Genomic DNA, 23686 nt, shown 5'->3' with positions numbered 1-23686 from the left:
ATCGTTGTCAGCGAGCGCTCTTTACGATCTAGTTCTTCCTGACGGAGTGCCAATTCTGCTTCCAGGGTTTGAGTTTCATAGCTGGTGGTGGCCAAGACCTTTTGGTTGTCACCTACCAGATTGTTGTAACGTTGAACTACATCTTGGTAGTTGCGATTCAGGCTAATGTTGGTAGCCGTTAGTTGCTCCAACTTACGGGTCATGGTTTGGTATTCGGCCTGTGTCTGGTTATTATCAGACTCTATCGCTTGATTGACCGCGCGAATACTATCGGTAGCGAGTGCTTCTCCTTTGTAATATTCCAACGTTTGTTCCAGTTCCGCGTATTGCTGCTGGGGAACACAAGAGAAAGCCAATAGGGTGCTTAAGACAGCGAGTATGGTGAAAATTTTCATAGGTAATGCTCTATTTCAGTTTACAGTATAGCGAAATTAGCATTATGTAGCAAATTCCTCTTACTTTTGAGGCATAAAATCCTGTGTATATATGTTTATGAAATTGCTTTCTTTCCTGATTATGTCCATGTTTTTCTTTCAATGTGGAGGAGACAATGCCGTTCGCGAACAAGCAAAAGCGGAGGTTGAGCAGATGGCTAAAACGACTTCTGGCACAGCTACACCTGCTTCTGGTAACCAACAGACTCCTTCTTCACCAAGGAATCCTATCATCAATGAAACACTTACTTTGGTAATGGGGAATGGTGAGGTCAAAGCAGGGGAGGAAACCTGTCTTCCCATTACAGCTACTGGTTTTACGGATTTAATCGGCTTGCAGTTTTCTATCCGCTGGGAGCGCGAAGAGCTGGAATATGTTAAAGTCGATAAACTGGAACTGACCGACCTTGGGCCACAGAATTTCGGTGATACGCATTCTGAGTTAGGGGTGGTAGCGCTTAGTTGGATTCACCAGTCGTTGCGAGGGGTTACACTTCCGGCTGATGCTCACTTATTTGATATTTGTTTTACACCAAAAGTAAAAGCAGGCTCCAAAGTAGATGTTCGCTTTGAAGCCCGCCCGGTTGCTTTTGAGGTGATTAACGTAAAGGAAGAGTTGCTCCAGTTTTCTGGTAAAAATGGGCAAATAAACGTGGTGGACTAACCGGTTAAGCATTGGTCATAAATTAACTTTCCGCTTTTGTTTCCGCTTTTCATTGGAGTGGTAAACAATTGATAGTGAGTTTGTTTTTTGCTAAAAGTCGGAAGTCGGAAATTAATTATTCGACCGTTACTAATTCACATCTTTTCCCGCTTTTAGGTTTTCAATCATTTGAACAAGATTGTCTTTGTTCAGTTGATCTGGTGCCTGAGATAGGGCTATTTCCGCGTGTTTGACAGCATCCGCATATCGTCCAACAGCTGATAATCCTCTCGCCATTCCTACTTCAGTAGGCCATGCGCCTTCAAAGCGTTGGTGGTTAGCTTCAAAAACCTTTAGGGCCATTTTCGTGTCACCGCTACCAATCATTTGGCGACCTATTACATGAATCTGAAAGCTATTGGCACCGGGATAAGCTATTGCTGCCTGGAGTTCGGTTTCAGCTTCCTCTTTCCTATCCAGGGCATAGAGTAGCTGTGCTTTGGTACTTAGTGTGTTAAAGTTAGCTTGTCCTATAAAAGGAAGTGCTACAGCATTCTCGGCCCAGGTTAGTGCTTCTTCCAAATTAGTGTTTTGTTGCAGGCAGTAATTAGCTGCTTGATTCCAGCCCTGCCAGTTGAATCCGGCAGTACTTTCCAGTTCTTGCCGCATATTGGCCAAGTAGACTTCCGTCATTTCCGGAACCTTGATCGTAAAAGGCAGTTTTTTGTTTTCCCACCTCATGGCCACGGTGCACTGATCGGGTTGCCGGTCAGTAAAACTATAAGTCAGCCACTGAGCAAAAGGAGCATCTTCTGCTTCTGCTGTTACACGTAGTGCATCTTCACTTTCTTTGTAAAAAAAACTGCCCCAGGCAGTATGATTATGAGATAAAATAATTGTCCAAGGTTGACTTTCTTCCACAATCAGGTGTAAACCATAAGTGCCTGCCTGGATTTTTTGCCCTTGAATCTCTACATCATGGGAGAAGGAAATAGTCGTGTTTTCATTGGCGCCAGCTCGCCATGGCGACGGGTTTTGAAGGCCAAAACCTAAATCCGTCAGGCCATAAGGAACCAACTGCCCCCATATTTGCCCCGTTCGATCCTGCCCATTTGGGCCAGTGACGTTTGGACTGGAATAGTTGATGGTGACTTTGACAAGTGAGCCGATGTATTGCGTTACCTCACATTTTTGATTGTTGCCACTTGGTGGCTGGGTAACTGTTTGAGCCGTAAGGCTAAAACTAAGGAGAAGGAGTGTTGTTAGGAAAAATAGTCGCATACTGATTTGATTTAGTGAACAAGTCGGGTGTAATTTTACTGATGAGGTCGCTTGGTGCTTTCCTCCATTGTATCAATTTATTCAAAAGGACAATAACAATTTTGAAAACGCAACGAAGAGGGTTAAAAAAGAAGTACCATAGCCTTAAGTTGCTACGAACTCATTAAGGAAGAAGTAGAGGGTTTTGAAATAGCGTTTGAAAAAAGTTTTAAGAGTGGTTTGTGTATCTTCGGCAATGCTATCCTGTACAAGGTTTTCCTATAAATGCATAGAAGCTGCTTATAACCCATGAATTACTGTAGCCATTGTGGGGCCCCAGGCCCGGTCTTAGAAGTCCCTCAAGGAGATAATCGCCCACGATTTATCTGCAAATCGTGTGATACGATCCATTATTCCAATCCTAATATTGTAGCGGGGTGCCTGCCAGTCTGGGAAGATAAAGTCTTGCTTTGCCGCCGTGCTATTGCTCCTCAGGAGGGGTACTGGAATGTCCCTAGCGGTTATCTCGAAAATGGAGAAACTGTTGAAGAAGGGGCGATCAGAGAGGTGTGGGAAGAGGCAGAAGCGCGGGTAACGATTCGTGGAGTACACAGCTTGTATAGCCTGCCTCAAATTAACCAGATTTATATTCATTTCCTGGCCGACCTCACTGATGGCAAGTACGGAATAGGCCCTGAAAGTTCCGAGACTCAATTGTTTAGCGAAGCGGAAATTCCCTGGGAAGAGATTGCCTTTACCTCCTCGGTGTTTACCCTCAAAAAGTTTTTTGCTGACCGAGAGGAGGGGCGGCACAATACTCATCTAGGTGTTTATCATCATCCTAAAAAAGATCCGTCAAAATAGAAGGGGAGGAGGACTTTTGCGGAAGCCAATACATATACTGGCCCGCTTTCACCTTGTAGCAGTATTTTGATGTCGCCACTTTGCCTGTGTTCTGCTTCGACCATCACTTGGCGACAGGCTCCACACGGAGCAGCTGGTTGTGCAACAGGCTTTTGAGGGTTTCTGACCCTAATGGCCATTTGTAAAATTTTGGCCTCCGGGTAAGTGGAAATGACAGTAGCCAAGGTGCTGCGTTCGGCGCACAGACACATGGGGTATGCTGCATTCTCGAAGTTGGCGCCTGAAAGAATTTCGCCATTATCGAGCAAAACTGCGGCCCCAACATGGAAATTTGAATAGGGAGCGTAGGCCTTGTCCAATGCTTTCGCTGCTGCGGCTAACAATGCTTGATCTGCTTGGGGTAGCATTTCCGCACTAACGGATTGCCAATTAACTTGAAGACTATGGTTGTGGTTGGGCATAAGATTCTTGTATAGTGGACTGTATAAAATAAAGCGTTCTTAGAGACTGTATTAAATCAGTATTAATTATGGTAGACTTAGCGTAAAAACGAAACTAAGTCCACCATATTATTCCTAAAGGTAGTATCTTACGCCTGATATCCTCAAAAAAAATACTGTTCAGATATGAATAGCATCCTCATCATAGGTGCAGGCCGCTCTTCCGGCGCATTAATCAATTACGTACTCGAAAAAGCCCAGCAGAAAGGGTGGTTTGTCACTGTCGCGGACGCTGATCCTGCTTTGGCTGATGCAAAAGTAAACGGTCATCCCAATGGCCGCCCCGCTTGGTTAGATGTACTCAAAGTCAACGACCGTAAAGAACTCATTAGCAGGGCTGATGTAGTGGTCTCGCTATTGCCTGCCCATTTACACGTAGAAGTTGCTCAGGATTGTATCAAGCTTAATAAGCATCTCATTACAGCTTCTTATGTTTCTAAAGAAATGTATAGTTTAGGTGATGAAGTTCGTGATCGTGAACTCATCTTCATGGGGGAAATGGGCCTCGATCCGGGAATCGACCACATGTCGGCGATGCAAAAGATCGACGAAATCAAGGAAAAAGGAGGGAAGTTGCTTTCGTTCCGCTCGTACACTGGCGGCCTTGTAGCCCCTGAGAGCGACGACAATCCCTGGCATTATAAATTTACCTGGAACCCACGTAACGTCGTACTTGCAGGTCAGGGTACTGCCCAATATTTGCGTAAGAAGAAGTACAAGTTTATTCCGTACAATCGCTTATTTCGTAAGACTTGGAACATAGAGGTGCCGGGTATGGGCCCTTTTGAAGTTTATGCTAATCGTGACAGCCTATTGTATCGCGAACAATATGGCCTTAAGAATATTCCTACCATTTTGCGAGGTACTATCCGATATCCTGGTTATTCTGCGGCCTGGAATGCACTTGTCAAGATTGGTTTGACAGATGCAGATTTTCCTATTCTCAATAGTGATAAACTAACTTACCATTCCCTCATGGAAGCTTTTGCGCCCGAAGGGAATAGCTCTGTGAAAGACCGTATTGCTAGCATGATCAAGGAGAAGCCAAATTCAGACGTAATGAAGAAACTGGAATGGCTTGGTTTGTTTAGCAAACGCAAGATTAACATTCCAAATGCTACGCCTGCTCTGATTTTGGAGAACCTCTTGCTGGAAAAATGGAAGCTGGAGCCTACAGATAAGGACATGATCATTATGCAGCACGAGTTTGTCTACTCACTGAATGGCAAGAAACATAAGCTGATTTCCTCCATGGTGATGAAAGGAGATGGTGAAGATGATACAGCTATGGCCCGGTTGGTTGGGTTGCCGATGGGAATCTTTGTAGGCCTTATTGCAGAAGGTAAGATCAAGTCTACGGGTGTACAGATCCCTGTTATGAAAGAGGTTTACGAACCCGTTCTTGAAGAGCTCAAGCATTATGGGGTAGAATTTACAGAGCAAGAAGAAATACTTAAATAAAATTATTGGGCCGATTTGCTACCATTGAGAATAGCTTGACCAACGCTCGTGCATTCCAGTTATTTCAGCTGATGCGCCAGGGCGGGCTTATTGTTATTGCGGTGGCTTTGGCCAAAGCTCCATTGTCTGTAGCCCAGGTAGGTAACTATGAAATGCTTACCTATCTGGGCTACTTGCTTACCTTTTTCTGGGTGTCTGGTTTCATGCAGGGGTTATTGAGTCAGTATCCGACGTTATCACCTCCTCAACAACAACAGCTTTTCTTTCAGTCTTTTGTTGTGTTTACGGGAATAGGTTTAGGCTTAGCACTACTTCTGCTCTCGGCAGGTAGTTTTTTGTTGCCTTTGTTGGTGCAACGTACCTCCCTTCCTTATTTAGGTATTTTTATCGTCTTTCTGGTTACCAATCTGACGGCCAGCTTGCAGGAGCATTTTTACTTGCTTACCAATCGTAAACTGATCTTGGTTTTATATGGCGCACTTAGTGCTGGTGCCCAGGTGTCAGCGGTGGCATTGCCACTCTTTCTTGGCTACGATTTTGCTTATAGTTTTTGGTCATTGGCGATGGTAGGCATACTTAAGTGGTGCTGGTTACTTTTGTTTGTCATTCGGCGTGGTCGGTGGCATTGGTCTGGTGCAATATTAAACAGTTGGTGGTTAATTTCGTGGCCGTTGGGGCTTTATGCGCTGGTGGCGGGACTGAACCAGTCGTTGGGGCCTTGGCTAGTGGGCTATTTCTTTGCAGGTGATACCGAGGTATTTGCACTTTACCGCTATGGAGCCCGTGAACTTCCACTGCTTTCGGCGTTAGCTGGTGCATTGGGGAGTGCATTGATTCCAGCGATTGCTCATCATCTTCAAAACGGCCTAAAAGACCTTAGGGAAGAGTCTGTAAAGCTGTATCACCTGCTGTTTCCCATAACTATCCTTCTTCTTCTTACTGCGCATTGGTGGTTTCCGCTAGTGTTTTCGGCGGATTACCAGGATAGTGTTCCTTTGTTTCGCACTTTTTTATTACTGACTCCTGCTCACCTGCTTTTTGCGCGTACGGTCTTGGTGGCCAAGCAGGATACGCGTTTGATTCCTTTCTTTGCAGTGGCGAGCTTTTGTTTGCAGTTGTTTTTGGGCTTCCTGTTGGTGCCTGTGCTGGGGCTAAATGGTGTGGCTCTGGCGGCGGTGCTTGCCTTTAGTGCAGAGAAGGCACTACTGATCTTTTATGTACAAAAGAAATATACCCTTTCGTGGTGGGTTTATACGCCTTGGCGGTGGTGGTTGTTTTATAGTGCGGTGCTGCTGGCGGCGTATTTTTTGGTTTCGTAGGTTTTAAAAACACCAAAGGCACCAAGGTTTTTAAACCATATGAGGGATTATAAGGGCATATAAGAAGGGCAGTAAACCAAAAGATTGGTTAACTGGTCTTTATGTTTTTTATTGGTAGATCATCATTTTTTGAACCACATATTACTGCGGAGGTTAAATTCACGATTTTAACACGACGGGGCATAAGGTAAATTCACGAATTCACCCGACAGAAGGGAGGCAGAGCAGGAATTGCCGCGCAGGCCATGAGGCCGGAGCTCGGCGGACGGAGGAGCAGGACGAGGGATGGTAACCGCTCCGAAGGGCAGGGTTTCATACCCTGCATGAAGGAGCGGTGGACAGCCCGGTGCCGTAGGAGCGTTTGCGCAGCAAAGCGAATACCGGCATGGCCCCAAATAATCAGAACAAAATCTATTGATCCTAATTTTTGAAAAGTGGGCAAGCCGGAGGAAAATGTGTAGTTTTGTAGGTCTAATCAACAACCATCAAACAGAACAATTTACATGTCTAAAGTACTCATTATCGGTGCCGGGGGAGTAGGTCGGGTGACGACTATCAAATGTGCTCAACATCCGGACGTCTTTTCGGGGATTATGCTAGCTAGCCGTACCAAATCTAAATGCGACGTTATTGCAGAAGATATTCGGCAGCAGTTAGGTTATACCAATATAGAAACAGCTGCGGTGGATGCCGAAAATGTGCCGGAATTGGTAGCACTTATCCGCTCGTATCAGCCCAAATTGGTGATTCATGTAGCACTTCCTTATCAGGATTTGACTATCATGGATGCTTGCCTGGAAGCTGGTGTGCATTATCTGGATACTGCAAACTACGAACCTAAAGACGAAGCCAAATTTGAGTACAGCTGGCAATGGGCTTACCAGGAACGGTTTAAAGAGGCTGGTTTACTCGCCGTTTTGGGTTGTGGCTTTGACCCTGGTGCTACTAGTATCTTTACTGCACGGGCGGCTAAGCATTTCTTTGACGAAATCCATTACCTGGACATCGTTGATGCAAATGCTGGTGATCATGGCAAAGCTTTTGCTACCAACTTTAACCCCGAGATTAATATTCGCGAGGTTACGCAAAAAGGCCGCTACTGGGAAAATGGCCAGTGGGTAGAAACTGAACCGCACGAAATTATGAAAGTGCTCAACTACCCGGATGTAGGCCCCAAAAATTCCTACCTCATTTACCACGAGGAGCTTGAATCATTGGTGAAAAATTTCCCTACCCTCAAGCGGGCCCGTTTCTGGATGACCTTTGGTGATGAGTACTTGACCCACCTGCGCGTTATTCAGAATATTGGTATGGCGGGTATTGAGCCAGTGATGCACAAAGGTGTGGAAATTATTCCGCTGGAATTCTTGAAGTCTGTATTGCCTGATCCCGGTGATCTGGGCGAAAACTATACGGGCCAGACGAGCATTGGCTGTCGTATTCGTGGCATCAAAGACGGTAAAGAAAAGACTTACTACATCTGGAACAACTGTAGCCATGAAGCGGCTTACAAGGAAACTGGTGCCCAAGGCGTGAGTTATACCACGGGCGTACCTGCGATGACGGGCGCTATGATGGTGGTGACTGGTAAGTGGGGCGGCGTCGGCGTCAAGAACGTTGAAGAGTTCAACCCAGATCCATTCCTGGAAGTATTGGGCAAGCACGGCCTGGAATGGCACGAGGCTCATGATGTGGACTTGGAGCTGTAAAGCTTTTAGTTCGTTTTAAATGAAAACATGAGTCATCCCGAATTTTGGCTAAGGCCAAAATCCAGCCTGACTTTGATTTAGAAAAGGTCATTGAACATCTGAAAAGAATAATTTATCTGACTTTTTGTACGAAACCCCTTGATTTCACTAATAGAAATTAAGGGGTTTCGTTTTTAACGATAAGTTTTGCGGTTGGTCAGCACGGATTTTGATGACAATCAAAATTCGGGATGACTCATATTTGTTTTGTAACGCTAGTTGAAAACTACTGCACCACTATCTTCTTCATTCCTCCCCCGAAGGAGTCTGTATGTAACCTTAGCCAGTAGACGCCAGCCGGGAGATTTAGCGCCAGGGGAGTACGGTAGTTTCCGCTGGGTAAGCTGATGCTTTGCTGGCTCATCTGTTCTCCCAGCGCGTTGAAGATGGTGACTTTACCATCTGTGATAGCGGGCCAGTCGATCACTTCTAGCCAGATTCTATCGCGTGCGGGGTTGGGGTAGAGGTGCCAAGCCGATTGCAGACCTAGCTCTATCAGGTTGGTTGTGGTTACGTTGATGGTATCGGTGATGTCCACGGTTCCACATTCATTTCCTACCGTCAGAATTACTTCGTATTCTCCGGTTTCGAGGTAGGTGTGTACGGGGTTTTCTTCCAGGCTGCTATTGCCGTCGCCGAATAGCCAGCTGTAAGTATCCGCATTGGAGACCGTACTAGTGAATGCTACCATCAAAAGATCATTCTCAGCAGTAAAATCACCTGACGGAGGAGCGCCTACTTCTATGTAATCTGTTTGCGTAAGGACGCTGTTCCCAGATTCGTTGGTGGCAGTCAATTCTACGGAGTAGATGCCTGGTGTATTGTAAATGACGGTTGGGTTTTCTTCCTCAGATGTTGCCGGGTCGGCACCGGGGAATGACCATTGGTAACTCACACCATCGATGGTCTCATTGAGGAACGTAACGCTGAAGGGCGCACAACCCTCTGGAGGCCCCTCGGTGGTAAATGCTACTGAAGGAATGGGGCGCATGACACCGACTTCTTGTGTGAGCGTAGTCGTGCCACATTCGTTGGTCAACTCCAAGGTAACCGTGTAGGTGCCTCCTGTTTCATAGGTGTGGACAGGGTTGGCAGAGGTGTTAGTATTCCCATCTCCAAAGTCCCATGAATAACTGCTGGTATTTTCAACATCACTCATGAATTGAACCTCTAGAAGGTCATTGGTATAAGAAAATTCACCACTTGGTTGAGCGTAGACTTCAATATAAAACTGAGCAACCAGTGTATTGGTGCCTGATTCATTTGTTGCGTTAAGCTGTACGTCGTAAATTCCTGATGTTGAGTAAGTAACCGTGGGGTTTTCTAAGGTGGAGTTGCCCGGTTCGCCACCAGGGAATACCCACATGTAAGAGTTGGCATCAGCGCTTTGATTAATGAAGTTAACCGTCAGTGGCGCACAACCTTGTTGGGAATCTTCGGTGGTGAAGCTCACTTGAGGAATTGGCCGATTTACACCGATTTCCTGCGTTATCACGACCGTTCCACAGTCATTGGTGATGGAAAGGCTCACGGAGTAAGTTCCACCCACATTGTAAGTATGGCTAGGGTTTGGATCCGTACTGGTTTCGCCATCACCGAATTCCCATAAATAGCTATCTGTATTCGTGGTGGTACTTGAAAACTGTGCGGTCAACAAGTCGCTGGTATAACTGAAACTTCCTGCCGCCGATGGGAATACCTCTACCAAACTCTGCGTCTCAGATGTGCTACTGCCTGTTTGGTTAGTGGCCACTAAGGTCACATCGTACACACCCGCCTCAAGGTAGGTAACCGTCGGGTTAGGCAGGGTAGAGGTTTCAGGTACGCCGCCAGGGAAAGTCCATTCATAGGATTCCGCATTGACACTTTGATTGACGTAAGTAACCGTCAATGGCGCGCAGCCGATTGTCGACGCTACGGAGGTGAAGGCGGCTTGTGGTGCTGGCTGCAGAAGGGTGACCTCTTGTGTAATAATCGCTGTACCACATTCATTGCTGATGGTTAAACTTACGGTGTAAGTGCCATTGGTAGCATAGGTGTGCATGGGGTTGGAGGAGGAGCTGGTCATGCCATCTCCGAATTCCCACAAGTAAGTGTTTACATTACTTGTAGTACTGGTAAATTGAGCCGTAAGTTCATCTGTAGTCGTTGAGAAATTGCCACTGGGCCCTGCAAGTACTTCTATATAGTTTTCTTGACTGCCGGTCGCAATCCCGCTCTCATTGCTAGCGATGAGTTGTACCGCATAGCTGCCGGGTGAATCGTAGGTAACCGTCGGGTTTTCATCATTAGAAGTACTGGGTGTCCCACCTGCGAATGTCCATTGATAATTGACGGCGTTTGTACTTTGATTAAGAAATGTGACCGTAAGTGGTGCGCAGCCTTGTGTAGGGTCTAATGTTGTAAATACCACCTCGGGAGCGGGTCTTTGGACGGTAACTTGTTCGGTGATGACCACGGTGCCACAGCCATTGGTAAGCGTCAAACTCACATTGTAAGTGCCGCTGGTGCCGTAGGTGTGTTGTGGGCTTAAGCTGCTGCTAGATGTACCATCTCCAAAGTCCCAGAGGTAGCTGTCTGCATAATCTTCCGTACCGGTAAATTGCACTTCAAGTTGATTTACATCAAAGGAAATGCTACCCACAGGTTCAAAGTCTGCTACTTGAACCACGCTGAAAGTGGTCAATACGACACTACTTACCTCGTTGGTAGCGGTCAGTTGTACCTGATAATCTCCTGGTGTATTGTAGGTGATTACCGGGTTTACATCTGTTGATGAGCTGGGGTTTCCGCCAGGAAAATTCCATAGGTAGGTGTCGGCATTTATACTTTGGTTAATAAAGGTTACCGTTAATGGGGCACAACCTTGTGAAACATCGGTCGTGAAATTTGCTTGTGGCGGTTGCTGTAAGCCAATGGTTTCGATAAAGACGTCGAGTCCACAGCGGGTAGTCACCGTTAATTCTACATCAAAACTACTTCCTGCCGGGAAAGTGTGTTCTGGCGCGTATTCCGTAGAGGTCGTGCCGTCGCCAAATTCCCAAAAGTATTCGGTATCGGCATGTTCTGGTGCTGTAGGCTGGAACTGGTACGTTAGTCCGTTATTGGTGTAGGTGAATTCAGCAATAGCAAGGTTCGTCGAAAGAATGCTGATTTCTTCTACTCTTTCACAACCATAAAAGTCAGTAGCGGTAACACTGTAGATGGAGGTTGATCCAGGTATGGAAGGTACGTAGATACTCGACGTTGTTTCTCCTGTACTCCATTGGTAATTATCTGCCGGGCTGGCTACAAGCAGGGCCGAATCACCAGGACAAACAATCGTGTCTAAAGACATTAATGCTAATCCTGGCCCAACGACAGTGACGCTGTCTTCGTAAGTACAGCTCAGGTCATTGTAGGTGACAATAACTGGAATGACATTTTCTTCTCCTGGGCTAAGGTTTTCAAATGTTCTTGGGTTTTCTGGAGCTTGCAGGTCCGACCACAAGATGATGGTTTCTCCATTGTTGTCTGGAAAGCTGACTTGCCCAACTGTTGAGGAACAATCATCCACGGTGAACTCATAAACGAATGGTGGTGCCTCAAGGTAATTAGCTGTAAAGTCGAGCGTATCGCTACATCCTTGGGGATCGTACCCGACCAAACGCAATTCAAGGTCATCGTCGATTGGTCCGAAATCCCACAAGTTTTGACTGGGGAAGTAGGAAGGACTAAGCACTTGGCCGGTATTGGCCTCCAGCCATTGATAACTGCTGCCGCCTGCTGCTGTCAGTTGTAGGCGGTTGTCGGCACAGGGGGCTCCAATAAAATAATCGACCTCCAGCGGTAGCGAATCCCGGAAAGAGACCATAATAGAATCACTAATTCGACAGCCATTTTTCCTGATAGTTAGGTAATAAGTGCCATCTTCATACACAAAAGGATCTTGCTCGTTACTGGTAAAGTCATTGGGGCCATCCCAGCTAAAAGTAGCGTTTTCCAAAACGGGCCACACTGCTCCGCGCAATTGGATACTGTCTAAGCTACAACCTGCTATCACTCGGGGCAATACCTCGAAAGGATAGTCAATGTGGACGATGTCTATGACACCGGTATTGCAGTAGCCAAAAGACGGGGCACTAGGTGCTTCGACGAGAATGCCATAATAGCCGGTATCTAATTCGGCAGGAGAAACAAAGGGCATAGTCACTCCGGGGTAGGAGTAAAGCAATTCATCATCGAGGCTAAATACGGATACATCGAAACTACCTAGGTCAGTAAATGGACTGTTTATCACCAAGAAGCCATCCATTTCCCCAGGACAAGAAACAGGTTGTTCATCAATCAGGGCAAACCAAAAGTCGCAATTTTCTATGTTGCAAAGGCTGTTGTCTACATTCAAAGATAGAACCTCATCTAACTGATCATCACAAGTGTTAAACGTCCATGAACCGGAATCTCCATCACCGTTTACTCGGATTTCAATGCTTAAATCGAGGTCAAAGGCTGTAGGGTTTGGTGGACAATCTGCGACGGTGATGTTCCAGCAGAATTCACGAGGAATGGGAGGGATTGAGGAACATTGGCCTTGACCATCCCCCCAGTTATTGCCAGGGTCCCCGTCGTAAGGGAAACCTCCGCATTCTAACCCTTGAGAACTGTCGTAAGCAAATCCAGGTCCAAAGTATTCACCGGTAGAGCAGCTTACCCAAGAATCATACCATTCCCAATATCCTTGGAAATTGCAACTTTGAGGTAGCTCATAGACCAAGCTAGAAAGGTCCCAGCCCTCGCCATGGAAGATTTCTACGGAGTGTACCCAGTTGGTGGCAATAGGGTCCCACTGTTCAATCGTGTAGCAGATATTAACCTCCTGCCCGGGTTGGTAGGTGTTGCCCGGTTGGCTGGGGAGCGGGGAGAAAGAGACACGGTCACTTACCAAGCAACTGGGGTCAATAGAGGGATTTATGTCATTACAATAAAGGGTGGTAATAGTGAAGTTGAAGTTGTTTTGATCGCTGTTGGAGCCACCACTAATTCGTAAAAAATAAGTGACGTCAGAATTCAATTCAACCTCTCCTTGGGCATTGCCATCGCTGCTGCTAGCACAAATTAGCTCTATGCCTTGGCCGCAACTTGCATTTTCAATAACATTGAATTCGGGGGTGTTCAATCCTGTGACGCTGATAGAGATACAAGTATTTTCAGTAGGTGTGAATTTATACCATACATCGGCGCCAAACCCACTGAATAGCCCTCCTGGAGAGCAGTCCATATAGTATGTCGGTAATTCTGGCGTTGCACCAATATTATTACCCTCGAAGGCGTATGTTAGTCCAGGTTGGGAAGGAAAAAAAATCTCGCGTGCTACAGTACAGCTGTCATTGGTAGGTTGTGCCAATAAATCGTTTCCTCCAAATACGTTGAGCAAGAGTGCAAGTAAAAGATACCTGTAGGCATAAGAATGGCCTTGAGACAGGTGGCCTGTCAATGATTTCAAAAACATAGTCGTGTGGTTTGTTATACGTAGAAAAATACCCAGAGAAAAGCTCAGTAAGTCAACTTTTGTAAGCACTATCCATTGTTACTTTTGTCGTAACAATGGCAAGTGTCTATTTAGTTTTGGTTTTTTGGGTGTGGGTACCAGTAAGACCCTGCTAGATGCAAAATCGCTGCTTTATACCAAATAAAAATGGGAGCTGTAGGGATATTATTACCTTTGGGTTAAATGATTAGTAAGCCTTAAAAAATTTATGAATTAGCAATGGATGTAAGTCAATTTCCCTCTCCCGCGTTTATTTTGGAAGAAGAAAAATTAATCGCCAATCTGGAAAAAATAGCGGCAGTTCAAGCTGCTGCTGATATTCATATTATTCTGGCACTCAAGGCTTTTTCAATGTGGCCAATGTTTCCTTTGGTAGGGAAATACCTCACCGGAGCAACGGCTTCTTCGCTAGGAGAAGCTCGCCTTATTTTTGAGGAAATGGGCGTGAAGGCACACACCTATTCTCCGGCGTATTTGCCCGAAGAATTTGGTGAATTATTGACGTATAGCAGTCACCTTACTTTTAACTCCATTGGCCAATATCTTCAATATGAAGACCAGGTCAAAAACAGTGAGGTGTCCGTTGGCTTACGCGTAAATCCCGAGTATTCAGAGGTAGAAACAGACTTGTACAACCCGGCATCGCCCATTGGGCGGCTAGGAGAAACGCGACCTAATATCCCCGATGTTTTGCCGGATGGTATTGAGGGTTTTCACTTTCATACGCTTTGCGAATCTTCCAGTTTTACTTTTGAGCGGACATTAGCGGCTTTTGAAGAGAAGTTTAGCACCTTCTTTCCCCACCTGAAGTGGGTAAACTTTGGAGGCGGCCACCTCATGACACGAGCCGATTATGATCGCGAACATCTAGTGAAGGTATTGAAAGGCTTCAAAAGCCGCTATCCTCACCTTCAAGTCATTATGGAACCAGGTAGCGCGATTGCCTGGCAGACGGGCTTCTTACTCTCACGCGTACTGGATATCATTGAGAATAATGGCACGAAAACAGCCATCCTGGATGTCTCTTTTACGGCTCACATGCCGGATACGCTGGAGATGCCCTATCGGCCAGCCGTACGTAATGCAACAGACCCTGTAGAAGGCAAACCGACCTACCGCCTGGGTGGCGTGAGCTGCCTTGCCGGAGATTACATGACGGAGTACAGTTTCGACAAACCACTAAAAATCGGCGATCGCTTGATCCTGGAGGATATGATCCATTACACGATGGTCAAAACGTCGATGTTTAATGGCGTGAAGCATCCTGATATCGCTGTGTTGCGCCCTTCTGGGCAGTTGGAGGTATTGCGTACTTTTAGCTACGAGGATTTCAAAAGCCGTCTGGGATGAGCAGTATGTTGACCGCCTACCGTAGTTTGGTAAATGACTTGTCTGAAACAGTAGGAGAGGGGGAAGCTCAATCCATTGCTCGCCTATTTTTTGAAGACTTATTTGGCTGGCACCGTGGCCGGAGAGACCGAGATATCTCGCCCAATGAAGAACAATTGTTAGCGAGTAGTAAAGCGCGGTTACTGGCCGGAGAGCCGGTACAGTACATTACCGAGCAAGCTGATTTTTACGGCTTGCGCCTAAAAGTTGGTCCAGGTGTACTGATCCCTCGCCCGGAAACGGAAGAATTGGTGGAATGGGTGTTGGAGGAAAAAGGTAAGAGTAACAAATCACCAAAAATACTGGACATTGGCACCGGCAGTGGCTGCATTCCGCTAGCGATCAAGAAAAACTGGCCCGTTGCTGAAGTGTGGGCGATAGATGTGAGTGAAGAGGCCTTGGCCATTGCTCGCGAAAATGGCGCCCGCCAAGGCTTGGAAGTACACTGGAAACAAGTAAATATTTTGGATTCCACTACTTGGACCGACCTGCCGAAATTTGACATCATCATCAGTAACCCTCCCTACATTCCGCACAAAGAGGCCGTATTAATGCCAGATGGTGTCAAACGCTACGAGCCTAATCTAGCCCTCTTTGTGGAGGACGATGATGCGCTGATCTTTTATCGAAAAATCATGGAATTGGCGATTCAGCAGGCGCAAGCTGAAAGTGCACTCTTCTTTGAGTGCAATGAATTCAATGCGCAAGAGGTAGCTACCATGGGGACGACTTTGGGTTTTGAAAATGGCGAGTTGCGCAAGGATTTGCAGGGGAAATGGAGGATGTGGCGAGGGGGGGATAGATAGGTTAAGTTATGCACGCCGTCCACAAGGTAGGCCGGTTCTTATGTCTCGTTAATCTCCAAAATTATAGCCTCGAATCTTCAATATTCTCGTCACTCATTTTACTGGAAACGCCCACTGACTCAGAGCGTATCTGGGTAATAAATCTAGTTGCCTCTAACCCAGGTCTGATGGGATATTTCAATGACTAAAACAGAAACAGGCTGATATTTCTGTAGATAAGAAAACATGATATACTACGACTAGGATAAAAGTCAATTATTTACCAATAATAATAATAATATCCCATCAGATTTGTTAAGAAATAATTCTTAAAGTATGAAACAAGTTTTATTCATATTGATTGGTCTTCCCTTATTTCTAATGGCTCAAGAAAACGATAAGCAACATTGCTATTACATCAAATTCTTAGATTTTTACGGAGTCGATAGCTCTCAAGAAGTAGCGATATGGTCTAACGATGATATTAGTCAATTTTCCCATAGACTTACCGATAGTTATGATGTGACCAATCCTAATTTTCTAATTCCCGTCATCATCGCACAACTTCCTTCCTATCATTCTAATTGTAATGCAAATATAGATACGTCTACTCTCGATAATCTTACGCGGCTTTATGGTCTTCTCAGCAAGACGCCATTTTCTAAGCTATTAAATGCAGATAAGGATACTCAGATCGACAATGTTCGAAATAGCTTCTATCACCTAGTCGAAAAGGACTCGTTAGTCTCTGAAATGTTATTTACTATGGATGATGGCCCTTTTACAGGAGAAAATATATCTGACAGTGTCATCCTGACTGGACCAATCCGCACTGTGCAATTGCCACTTGGAACTTTATCCATATACGAACAACTCAATAAAGTTATTCTAGAGTATAAAGGAACGAGCAATAGAGTGACATGGAGAAAAGCAATAACCTATAACGACAATGAATACCTCTCAGATCTTTTCATTCCTGATGAAATTATCACTACAAGTAGTTTAGCGATAGAGGTTAACATATACTTAAATAAAGAGAAAGTAAGCTTATTTATCAGGAAAACTGGTGGATTTATGTTTTACTTCTATTCTTGGTAACTTAAGATTTGTGCCTTCAGGGTAATGATCTTTGATCTCCCCCCAATTGTTAGGACAACGAAATTGAATCTTTTTTTGAGACCGCCCTTTCGCTTTATACTGGGTAGAATACGAAACCACTAGGCTATTAAATACTGGTCTACTTTAGCCTATATTTCTCCCAAATGATAAATGCGTCGCACCCGAAACTGGTTTTGGTTTGCCCCCTTACAAACCGAACTGTAGAAAGTCCGATTTGTAGGGGCGCAAACGACTGACACCAAAATATACTATTATGAAAAACTTAGATTATCGCACCAAGTATGGATTAATCTATTTTTTAATTCTATTTTTCACATCAAATATAGAAGCACAATCCGCATCTAATTTAAGCAACCAATCTAAAGAAATCAGTATACAACTATTATATGGGCGAACACCTGCTTTAGATTTTGAAAGAAATTACCCCGTGCTACAGCCTGGAAAAGGAGACGCAGTCTCTGATGGGTCTGCTTTATTTGCGTTATGTGCAAATTTTTCAAAAACCGTCCGAAAAAACTTAATGTGGGATATCGGGCTTGAAACAGGGCTTAATTCTTACCAACTACGCGTCATTGCTGATGAAGAGTTTTTAGACCTTGGATGGGAACAGCCCTATGTCAGCGAATTAACGTTCTATGATGTACTCTATTCATCAGCAATACTAAGTTTTCGATACAATATCCCTTTAACACAAAAGAATTTGATTTTCTTAAAAGCTGGTGTGAGAACAAGTTTCTTTTTGCCGATTGTTGCAGATATTCAATTTAGAGCCTCCCCTCAGCCGAATCAGAGCTTTAATATTTTTTCTACTACAGTTCAGTATAATGAAAAAAACAATGTTATTATTTCCCCTAATTTAAGTGTCGGATATTCCCACAAGCTGCCTGAATCCAAGATTTCACTAAACACTGTAATCAATACGTCATTTTCCAGAAAAGAAATCCTCGCTGGAAATTATCGAATCAACGGCGATCAAGAGACACTTGAAGGTAGGTTGTCAAAAAAAATGATGCTCTTAACTCTAGGCGTAGGTGTTAGCTATAGTTTTCAATAAATAAAGTTATTCTTTGCAGTAGCGCTGTATACATAAAATAGCTTATCTTAAGATTCAGAGAGAGCGCGTTAAAAAGGAGCTACTCAGTCGCCCGACTGCTGTAGCACCTTTGCTTTCTATTGCCATTCCAACTTGAACTACAAATATCCAAGATAAGCGACAACAGAGACATCAAAGGGTGAAGGGGGTAATGCTTTCGCCTTATACTGGGTAAAAGGCAAAAATTCAGCGTAAAGCTATTGCTCACTTTTCTGCAATGATTTTCTAAGGAAGGTAAGCTTGATCCTATGGCTATTCCCTGCGCTAGGGGTAGTAGCCAGCCCCGCAACGCGGGGAGCCCGACCAGCGGAAGGGCCGAGTGAGCAGCGAGTGGCGAATGACCCGACCCCGATCATCGGGAGGGGGAGCGCCCTTTTTTAAGTGGGAAGTCAGAGGTGGGAAGTCGGAAGTAAGGTGGTATATGCCAAAGTTGGAAGGGTGTAAGCGTAGGCTGTACAATCTGATGTTAAAAGGAGTGAGACGCTTTTAGGCCTGTGTTCACGACCCACCCTCTAGCTCCCTCCCTTTGTGATGGAGGGAGAACTTTGATTCGTAAAGTGTTGATTATCAATAAAATTAAGTGATGCGGAAAGCCCCTCGCCTGGCTAGGGAGGGGTTGGGGTGGGTCGTGAATTAAAGCTAAATACGTCTCAGCCCAAACAGGTACAGATTGAACAGCCTAGGTGTAAGCGTTGGGTGGCCGAATGTAGGAATCATCCGCAACTGGCACTAAAAAGTCGGAGTTCGGAAGTGGGAAGTATTTGGCCCCAACTTTTGCACCCTTACACTTTTACATTAACAAACAAACCATCAAACCAACACTAAACCACATCCATCCCCATTATCCGCTCCTCCAGCTGCTCAATCAACTCCTCTAAATTCCAAGCATCTTCGATACGGAAGTCTCCAACTTGAGTACGACGAAGTTCCGTCAAATGAGCACCACTGTCGAGTACTTGCCCCATATCGTGGGCGAGCGATCGTACATAGGTACCTTTAGAACACTGCAAGCGAAAGCTCACATCGGGAATCTCGATATTGGTAAGTTCAAACTCGTGGATGTGAACGGTACGTGCCTTGATTTCAATAACCTCACCTTTACGTGCTCGCTTGTAGAGCGGTTGCCCATCGACTTTGATGGCCGAAAACATGGGAGGTACTTGCTGGATGGTGCCCATAAATTGCTGACGAGCGGCCTCCAGGCTTTCTGGTGTGATATGCTTGTAGGGGAATTCGCGATCTACGTCTGTTTCAGAATCGTAGGAAGGCGTGGTACCACCTAGGCGGAAAGTACCTGTATATTCCTTGCCTAATCCCTGAAAGTCGGTAAGCTTTTTGGTGAACTTACCGGTGCAGATGATGAGTAAGCCAGTAGCTAGTGGGTCGAGTGTGCCCGCATGGCCTACTTTGATGCGTTTAATACCGGTAATCCGCTTTAGTCGATGCCGGATTTTATTCACAACATCAAAAGAGGTCCAGCCTTGCGGCTTATCCACCAAGAGGGTTGTACCCGCTTGAAAATCCATCAACTTTACGGAAGGAGGTTCAGTTTCGTTCATCCTATTAATCTGGTTAAAGCGCCCAAGCTATCATGGCAATAGCAGCTATGATAAAGCAATAGATGGCAAAATAGGTTAATTGACTGTTTTTCACAAGTTTAATCATCCACTGGCAAGCAAACAGGCCAGTAATGAAAGCTGCTGCGAAGCCAATCATCAGCGGAAGAAGGTTAGGCGTTTCCACAAAATCACCATCCAAGACATCTTTAGCGATCTTACCTAAAATTAGTGGAACGACCATCAAAAAGGAAAAGCGTGCTGCTTTTTCTCGGTCAATACCAAGTAATACAGAAGTGCTAATCGTAGCCCCGGAACGTGAGATGCCAGGAATAATGGCGATGGCTTGAGCAATACCTATGAGTAAGGCATGTGACCAGCCTACCTCTTTGTCTGTTATCTTAGCCCGATCTGCCATGAATAGCAAGAGGCCAGTAATGACCAACATCCCTGCTACGAGTGGAATTTGTTGAGCAAACAATTGCTCAATTGCATCCTCAAACAGAAGTCCGACCAGTGCAGCTGGAATCATTGATAAGATAACCTTTCCACTAAAACGACTTGCTTCGTTGTTCTCGAAAGCAAACAGTCCTCGGAAGATTTCCATGATGTCTTTCCGGAAAATGACAATAGTACTCAAGGCTGTAGCAGCATGAAGGACAATGGTCATCAGTAGACTTTCTTCGGCAGCACTGGTGTCTCCAAGAAAGAATTTTGCGAGCNNGATGCCCGCTACTACTCACCGGCAGAAACTCGGTTAATCCCTGAATGATACCAAGCAGGGCAGCTTGTAAAAATTCCAAGAAGAATTATTTTTTGAAAATTGCATATACTTCTACAACCAGACCGGCGAGAATTACGATAGGAGCCAAAACAGTTCGGCGGAAGCTATAGATAATATCTTCTTCCCAAACATCAGCGCTGGGCATGTGACCGCCGCTCATGAGCATCATCCCTATTAGTACCAATGCAAAACCTACGCCCATCCAAATATAGGTATCGCGATTAAAGGTAAATTCACGTTGGGTAGAGGCTGTACTACTGCTGCGGGTACGGGCAGTGGCAGGGCTGCGATCAGAATCTTTAGAAGTTGTGCTTACAACAACTTTCTTCTTGCTAGGCTTATTACTCATTGATTATTTTTCCTTGATATTGCGCAAAAAATATATTGAATATTCTCTGGTGTTTCTCAATTGGGCAAAGGTACACGTTTTTTAGTAGAGTTCATCTTCCCGCATTCGCAGGTACTTTCTTACGACGACATAGGTGCTAAGCCAGTTGATGACCATTCCTAAAATAATGAGCCCTGCAAATAAACTAGCGAAAGCCAGTGGGTGCTGAAGTGCTCTAATTTCAGGGATCTGCTGTTGAAACCAAAATTGCAGCAAAAGGAGTAGCCCAATGGCAAGCAGCGCACTTAGTAAGCCGTGCCAGAGTGATTTTCGTAAATAGGGCCGCGAGATAAACTCCCAACGAGCGCCTACCAATTCCTGTGTTTTTATGAGAAAACGATTGGCATACAGAGCCAGGCGGATGGTGTTGTGAATGACCGTAAGGGCCAGCAAGACAAAAAGAGCGGCTATACCTAATAAAATCCAACTGATCCTTTTGATGTTTCGTGTCAACTGATCAATGAGGCTTTCCTGATAGTAAACGTCGTTGATGATCGGGTCTTTAATGAGTACTTCGCGGATGCGTTGAAGGCTGTCCGGTGTAAGGTAAAGCGCACCTACGTTGAAAGTGTAAACATCATACAGCGGGTTGGGCAAATCCAGGCTCAGGAGGTCCTCGCCGAGGTCGTCGCTCATCAATTCCAGGGCCTCCTCCCGCGAAGTGAACTCTACGGATTGAGGGATCACAAATGAACTTTTACTAAGCTTGTTTTCCAGTGCCAGTCTTGCAGAATCTGCTGGGGTATTGGTCAGCTCAACAATGATGTCAACTTGTTCTTTGAGGACTTTGGTCAGTCGTTGGCTCTGTAGCAGGAGTAGCCCAAAGAAGCCTAATAGAAAAAGTACGGCAGCTACACTGATGATGGTGTAGAGGTAATTTGGCCGATGTTGAGGTGGTTGCTGTTGCGGCTTACTCATGGAGCAAATGTAGGAAAATTGAAGGACTAAGGAACAGCACGAAAACAAAAACACACTTTGTTTTCTGTGCAATGCTAATGCTTATTGGTGTGAGATTTATCGAGCGGCAAAGAGACGCCTAGTTTCCCAAACATCCGGGCGATGCGAAAACGCCGGAAATAAGCACCTTCTTCTTTGGTTACCGCGTACTTATCTCTACGCAGCCAAGCCTCGCAGAAGCCATACATGACCGCCAAGCCTGAAATGATAAATGGCCGATGACGAGTGGCCGTTTTGGCCGCAGAAATCAGGCTGATCCAAAAACCATAACGAAGGCGATAGAAGCTGTAGCCAATGCGCACTTGGATTTTTACCAAACCGGTTTTAGTGCCTAAGGGGCGGTAGTGTTTGATGGGCAAAGACTCATCAACCTTCACTTCCCAGCCATGGTATTGCAGGAGGATTTCGTCTGCTGAATCCCAGCCGATGGTAGACCGTATGCCATTGATATCCTCAAATGCGGCTTTGCGCCATGCTTTGAACGCCCCTTTTACATGGTCGCGATCAGAGATGTTTTCGTAGACCCATTTCCCATTTTTCTCTGTCAGGAGTTGCCCGCCGGCAAGCCCCACTTTAGGGTGTTTTTTGAAGATATTGGTGATTTTCTCGAAATAGTCAGGCGCTAATATGATATCGGCGTCCAGTTTTACCAAAAAATCATAGGATGCAACAGGAATGGCGTTGTAGCCATGATAGAAGGCGTTCACGATTTTAGCGCCCCCAGCGTAGCCTTTGTCCTGTGAAAGGTGAACGGGGTGAATCCAGAGATGCACTTTAGCATATTCATCAATAATTTCTTTTGTGCGATCACTGGAACCGTCATTGACGACCATCAGTGCGGCAGGCAAGTGTGTTTGTTGAATAATGCAATCAATGGTTGCGGGTAAGAATTCCTCCTCGTTGTAAGCAGGGATGATAACGATATACTGCATATTCCTTGATAAGGCGAAAAAACTAAAGGTTTATCTCCGAAATTTGTACCAAATTTGCTGGGTCAGAATAATCGTACTGAATGATCTTTTCAGGTCCAATGACGAGTAACTTGTCATTGAGTACAATCACATCATTCGCATGAATATTGGTCAGCTGGCTAATGGTATTCACTTGGTTAACATCGCTGATATCGAGGATTTTTAGCCCGTTAGCTCCTTCACAAAGAAAGAGCACGTCGCCAGCCAAACCCAAACCTCGCGGGTCATTCATCGGATAGGAGGCTACTGGATTGGGGTTTTGGATATCCTGGACATTGTAAATATTCAGTACATCTTCGGTGACCAAAGGTCGGAACAATCCAGCACAACTTTGAATGCGTAAGGTTACGAAAGCAAATTCATCATTGGCGACGACAGGGTCACAGCCGACGACGTGGTCAACCTGGGAGCGAAATACGGGTTCTCCTGTGCTGCTGATTTCATAGATGCTCATGCCCGAAGTTGAACCCAGAAACAACAAATCATCTAGGGGAAAAATGGTTTCCTGCCCTTCGTTTAAGCTGACCTCCCCTTGAGGCGTTAACCCACCGTTTTCTTCTGTTTTAAACCACTTGAGCGTAGTTACCTCCAAAGTGTAAAGGTAATCACCAACGACGGTGAAACGTGCCAGTGATCCACCCTGCCCTGTAGAGCTGCTACTGTTTAGCGTAGCCGCTGAATCGTTGGAACAGGCTAATAGGGCAAAACAGAAGAAAAAATAAATTATGTATTTCATCAAAATATTATTTAGTTAGACCTTCGGTTTTTTGCCGAAAGTTGTCAAGGGATGCGTGGCGATACAATCGCCACTTTGAGTAGTGTGTAGAGAGATCGTTTACTGCCTCTCTACTCTTTACCATGAGGGCGCGAAGCAGCCCGAGAGCCCTC

At 45.4% G+C, this 23686-nt stretch carries 17 protein-coding genes and 2 pseudogenes; 9 read left to right on the top strand and 10 right to left on the bottom strand.

The window, feature by feature from the left end:
* Positions 1 to 486 precede the first annotated feature (486 nt).
* Complete coding sequence (locus ACRBG0_RS18655; protein WP_431488374.1) at positions 487 to 1098, top strand: hypothetical protein; 612 nt, start codon at positions 487 to 489, stop codon at positions 1096 to 1098.
* Positions 1099 to 1227: 129 nt separating this feature from the next.
* Here ACRBG0_RS18655 and ACRBG0_RS18650 read toward each other — a convergent pair whose 3' ends face one another.
* The gene (locus ACRBG0_RS18650; RefSeq protein WP_431488373.1) at positions 1228 to 2358 is read right to left on the bottom strand and encodes a DUF2911 domain-containing protein; all 1131 of its coding nucleotides are present in this window, start codon (positions 2356 to 2358) and stop codon (positions 1228 to 1230) included.
* A 288-nt stretch (positions 2359 to 2646) separates the two neighbouring features.
* Between ACRBG0_RS18650 and ACRBG0_RS18645 the strand changes: the two genes are divergently transcribed.
* Positions 2647 to 3201 (top strand): NUDIX hydrolase, encoded by a 555-nt coding sequence (locus tag ACRBG0_RS18645; protein ID WP_431488372.1) that lies wholly within the window; start codon positions 2647 to 2649, stop codon positions 3199 to 3201.
* Here ACRBG0_RS18645 and cdd read toward each other — a convergent pair.
* Positions 3174 to 3662, bottom strand: coding sequence for a cytidine deaminase (gene cdd / locus ACRBG0_RS18640; RefSeq protein WP_431488371.1), 489 nt, complete (start codon positions 3660 to 3662; stop codon positions 3174 to 3176). The two genes, ACRBG0_RS18645 and cdd, sit on opposite strands and share 28 nt — an antisense overlap.
* Before the next feature lie 165 nt (positions 3663 to 3827).
* On the opposite strand from cdd, the gene ACRBG0_RS18635 reads away from it, so the two are divergent.
* The 3 genes from ACRBG0_RS18635 to ACRBG0_RS18625 all read left to right on the top strand — a co-directional run bounded on the left by ACRBG0_RS18635 (position 3828) and on the right by ACRBG0_RS18625 (position 8190).
* Entirely contained in the window at positions 3828 to 5162 is a 1335-nt protein-coding gene (locus tag ACRBG0_RS18635) for a saccharopine dehydrogenase C-terminal domain-containing protein (RefSeq protein WP_431488370.1), read from the top strand.
* 5 nt (positions 5163 to 5167) lie between these two features.
* A complete protein-coding gene (locus ACRBG0_RS18630; protein ID WP_431488369.1) occupies positions 5168 to 6481 on the top strand; it encodes a lipopolysaccharide biosynthesis protein in 1314 nt (437 codons plus the stop codon).
* 503 nt (positions 6482 to 6984) lie between these two features.
* Positions 6985 to 8190 carry a saccharopine dehydrogenase family protein gene (locus ACRBG0_RS18625; RefSeq protein ID WP_431488368.1) on the top strand — a complete coding sequence of 402 codons (1206 nt, stop codon included), beginning with the start codon at positions 6985 to 6987 and terminating at the stop codon, positions 8188 to 8190.
* 265 nt (positions 8191 to 8455) lie between these two features.
* On the opposite strand, the gene ACRBG0_RS18620 is transcribed toward ACRBG0_RS18625, so the two are convergent.
* On the bottom strand, positions 8456 to 13717 hold the full coding sequence (locus ACRBG0_RS18620) for a PKD domain-containing protein (protein WP_431488367.1): 5262 nt from the start codon (positions 13715 to 13717) through the stop codon (positions 8456 to 8458).
* Positions 13718 to 13975: 258 nt separating this feature from the next.
* Here ACRBG0_RS18620 and nspC point away from each other — a divergent pair, with 258 nt between their 5' ends.
* The 4 genes from nspC (at position 13976) to ACRBG0_RS18600 (ending at position 18103) form a co-directional block, all read left to right on the top strand.
* The gene (nspC, locus tag ACRBG0_RS18615; RefSeq protein WP_431488366.1) at positions 13976 to 15106 is read left to right on the top strand and encodes a carboxynorspermidine decarboxylase; all 1131 of its coding nucleotides are present in this window, start codon (positions 13976 to 13978) and stop codon (positions 15104 to 15106) included.
* Positions 15103 to 15951, top strand: a complete 849-nt coding sequence (gene prmC, locus ACRBG0_RS18610; protein WP_431488365.1) for a peptide chain release factor N(5)-glutamine methyltransferase — start codon at positions 15103 to 15105, stop codon at positions 15949 to 15951. Before nspC ends, prmC begins: the two co-directional genes overlap by 4 nt.
* A gap of 315 nt (positions 15952 to 16266) precedes the next feature.
* Positions 16267 to 17028: a hypothetical protein gene (locus ACRBG0_RS18605; RefSeq protein WP_431488364.1), complete on the top strand. Its 762-nt coding sequence runs from the start codon at positions 16267 to 16269 to the stop codon at positions 17026 to 17028.
* Between the two features lie 274 nt (positions 17029 to 17302).
* Positions 17303 to 18103, top strand: coding sequence for a hypothetical protein (locus ACRBG0_RS18600; RefSeq protein WP_431488363.1), 801 nt, complete (start codon positions 17303 to 17305; stop codon positions 18101 to 18103).
* 860 nt (positions 18104 to 18963) lie between these two features.
* On the opposite strand, the gene truB is transcribed toward ACRBG0_RS18600, so the two are convergent.
* From truB to ACRBG0_RS18565, 7 genes and pseudogenes are all read right to left on the bottom strand, one after another.
* Positions 18964 to 19701, bottom strand: a complete 738-nt coding sequence (gene truB / locus ACRBG0_RS18595; RefSeq protein WP_431488362.1) for a tRNA pseudouridine(55) synthase TruB — start codon at positions 19699 to 19701, stop codon at positions 18964 to 18966.
* 13 nt (positions 19702 to 19714) lie between these two features.
* Positions 19715 to 20420, bottom strand: a pseudogene (locus tag ACRBG0_RS18590) (undecaprenyl-diphosphate phosphatase); the annotation flags it as partial.
* A 2-nt stretch (positions 20421 to 20422) separates the two neighbouring features.
* A pseudogene (locus tag ACRBG0_RS18585) lies at positions 20423 to 20480 on the bottom strand (undecaprenyl-diphosphate phosphatase); the annotation flags it as partial.
* Positions 20481 to 20507: 27 nt separating this feature from the next.
* Entirely contained in the window at positions 20508 to 20831 is a 324-nt protein-coding gene (locus ACRBG0_RS18580; RefSeq protein WP_431488361.1) for a DUF3098 domain-containing protein, read from the bottom strand.
* Positions 20832 to 20912: 81 nt separating this feature from the next.
* The gene (locus tag ACRBG0_RS18575) at positions 20913 to 21788 is read right to left on the bottom strand and encodes a cell division protein FtsX (RefSeq protein WP_431488360.1); all 876 of its coding nucleotides are present in this window, start codon (positions 21786 to 21788) and stop codon (positions 20913 to 20915) included.
* A gap of 74 nt (positions 21789 to 21862) precedes the next feature.
* Positions 21863 to 22759 carry a glycosyltransferase gene (locus ACRBG0_RS18570; protein ID WP_431488359.1) on the bottom strand — a complete coding sequence of 299 codons (897 nt, stop codon included), beginning with the start codon at positions 22757 to 22759 and terminating at the stop codon, positions 21863 to 21865.
* A gap of 22 nt (positions 22760 to 22781) precedes the next feature.
* The gene (locus tag ACRBG0_RS18565; RefSeq protein ID WP_431488358.1) at positions 22782 to 23534 is read right to left on the bottom strand and encodes a hypothetical protein; all 753 of its coding nucleotides are present in this window, start codon (positions 23532 to 23534) and stop codon (positions 22782 to 22784) included.
* Between the last annotated feature and the right edge of the window lie 152 nt (positions 23535 to 23686).

It is taken from the genome of Lewinella sp. (assembly GCF_050633125.1).
Lineage (GTDB): Bacteria > Bacteroidota > Bacteroidia > Chitinophagales > Saprospiraceae > Lewinella.
This window is presented reverse-complemented; position numbering and strand designations above follow the sequence as displayed.

Excerpts from the sequence above, each read along its gene's own strand:
- prmC (WP_431488365.1), top strand. The coding sequence starts at position 15,103 with ATGAGCAGTATGTTGACCGCCTACCGTAGTTTGGTAAATGACTTGTCT.
- ACRBG0_RS18575 (WP_431488360.1), bottom strand. The coding sequence starts at position 21,788 with ATGAGTAAGCCGCAACAGCAACCACCTCAACATCGGCCAAATTACCTC.
- truB (WP_431488362.1), bottom strand. The coding sequence starts at position 19,701 with ATGAACGAAACTGAACCTCCTTCCGTAAAGTTGATGGATTTTCAAGCG.
- ACRBG0_RS18620 (WP_431488367.1), bottom strand. The coding sequence starts at position 13,717 with ATGTTTTTGAAATCATTGACAGGCCACCTGTCTCAAGGCCATTCTTAT.
- ACRBG0_RS18650 (WP_431488373.1), bottom strand. The coding sequence starts at position 2,358 with ATGCGACTATTTTTCCTAACAACACTCCTTCTCCTTAGTTTTAGCCTT.
- ACRBG0_RS18635 (WP_431488370.1), top strand. The coding sequence starts at position 3,828 with ATGAATAGCATCCTCATCATAGGTGCAGGCCGCTCTTCCGGCGCATTA.
- ACRBG0_RS18565 (WP_431488358.1), bottom strand. The coding sequence starts at position 23,534 with ATGAAATACATAATTTATTTTTTCTTCTGTTTTGCCCTATTAGCCTGT.
- ACRBG0_RS18580 (WP_431488361.1), bottom strand. The coding sequence starts at position 20,831 with ATGAGTAATAAGCCTAGCAAGAAGAAAGTTGTTGTAAGCACAACTTCT.
- ACRBG0_RS18600 (WP_431488363.1), top strand. The coding sequence starts at position 17,303 with ATGAAAAACTTAGATTATCGCACCAAGTATGGATTAATCTATTTTTTA.
- ACRBG0_RS18570 (WP_431488359.1), bottom strand. The coding sequence starts at position 22,759 with ATGCAGTATATCGTTATCATCCCTGCTTACAACGAGGAGGAATTCTTA.
- ACRBG0_RS18655 (WP_431488374.1), top strand. The coding sequence starts at position 487 with ATGTTTATGAAATTGCTTTCTTTCCTGATTATGTCCATGTTTTTCTTT.
- nspC (WP_431488366.1), top strand. The coding sequence starts at position 13,976 with ATGGATGTAAGTCAATTTCCCTCTCCCGCGTTTATTTTGGAAGAAGAA.
- cdd (WP_431488371.1), bottom strand. The coding sequence starts at position 3,662 with ATGCCCAACCACAACCATAGTCTTCAAGTTAATTGGCAATCCGTTAGT.
- ACRBG0_RS18625 (WP_431488368.1), top strand. The coding sequence starts at position 6,985 with ATGTCTAAAGTACTCATTATCGGTGCCGGGGGAGTAGGTCGGGTGACG.
- ACRBG0_RS18605 (WP_431488364.1), top strand. The coding sequence starts at position 16,267 with ATGAAACAAGTTTTATTCATATTGATTGGTCTTCCCTTATTTCTAATG.
- ACRBG0_RS18645 (WP_431488372.1), top strand. The coding sequence starts at position 2,647 with ATGAATTACTGTAGCCATTGTGGGGCCCCAGGCCCGGTCTTAGAAGTC.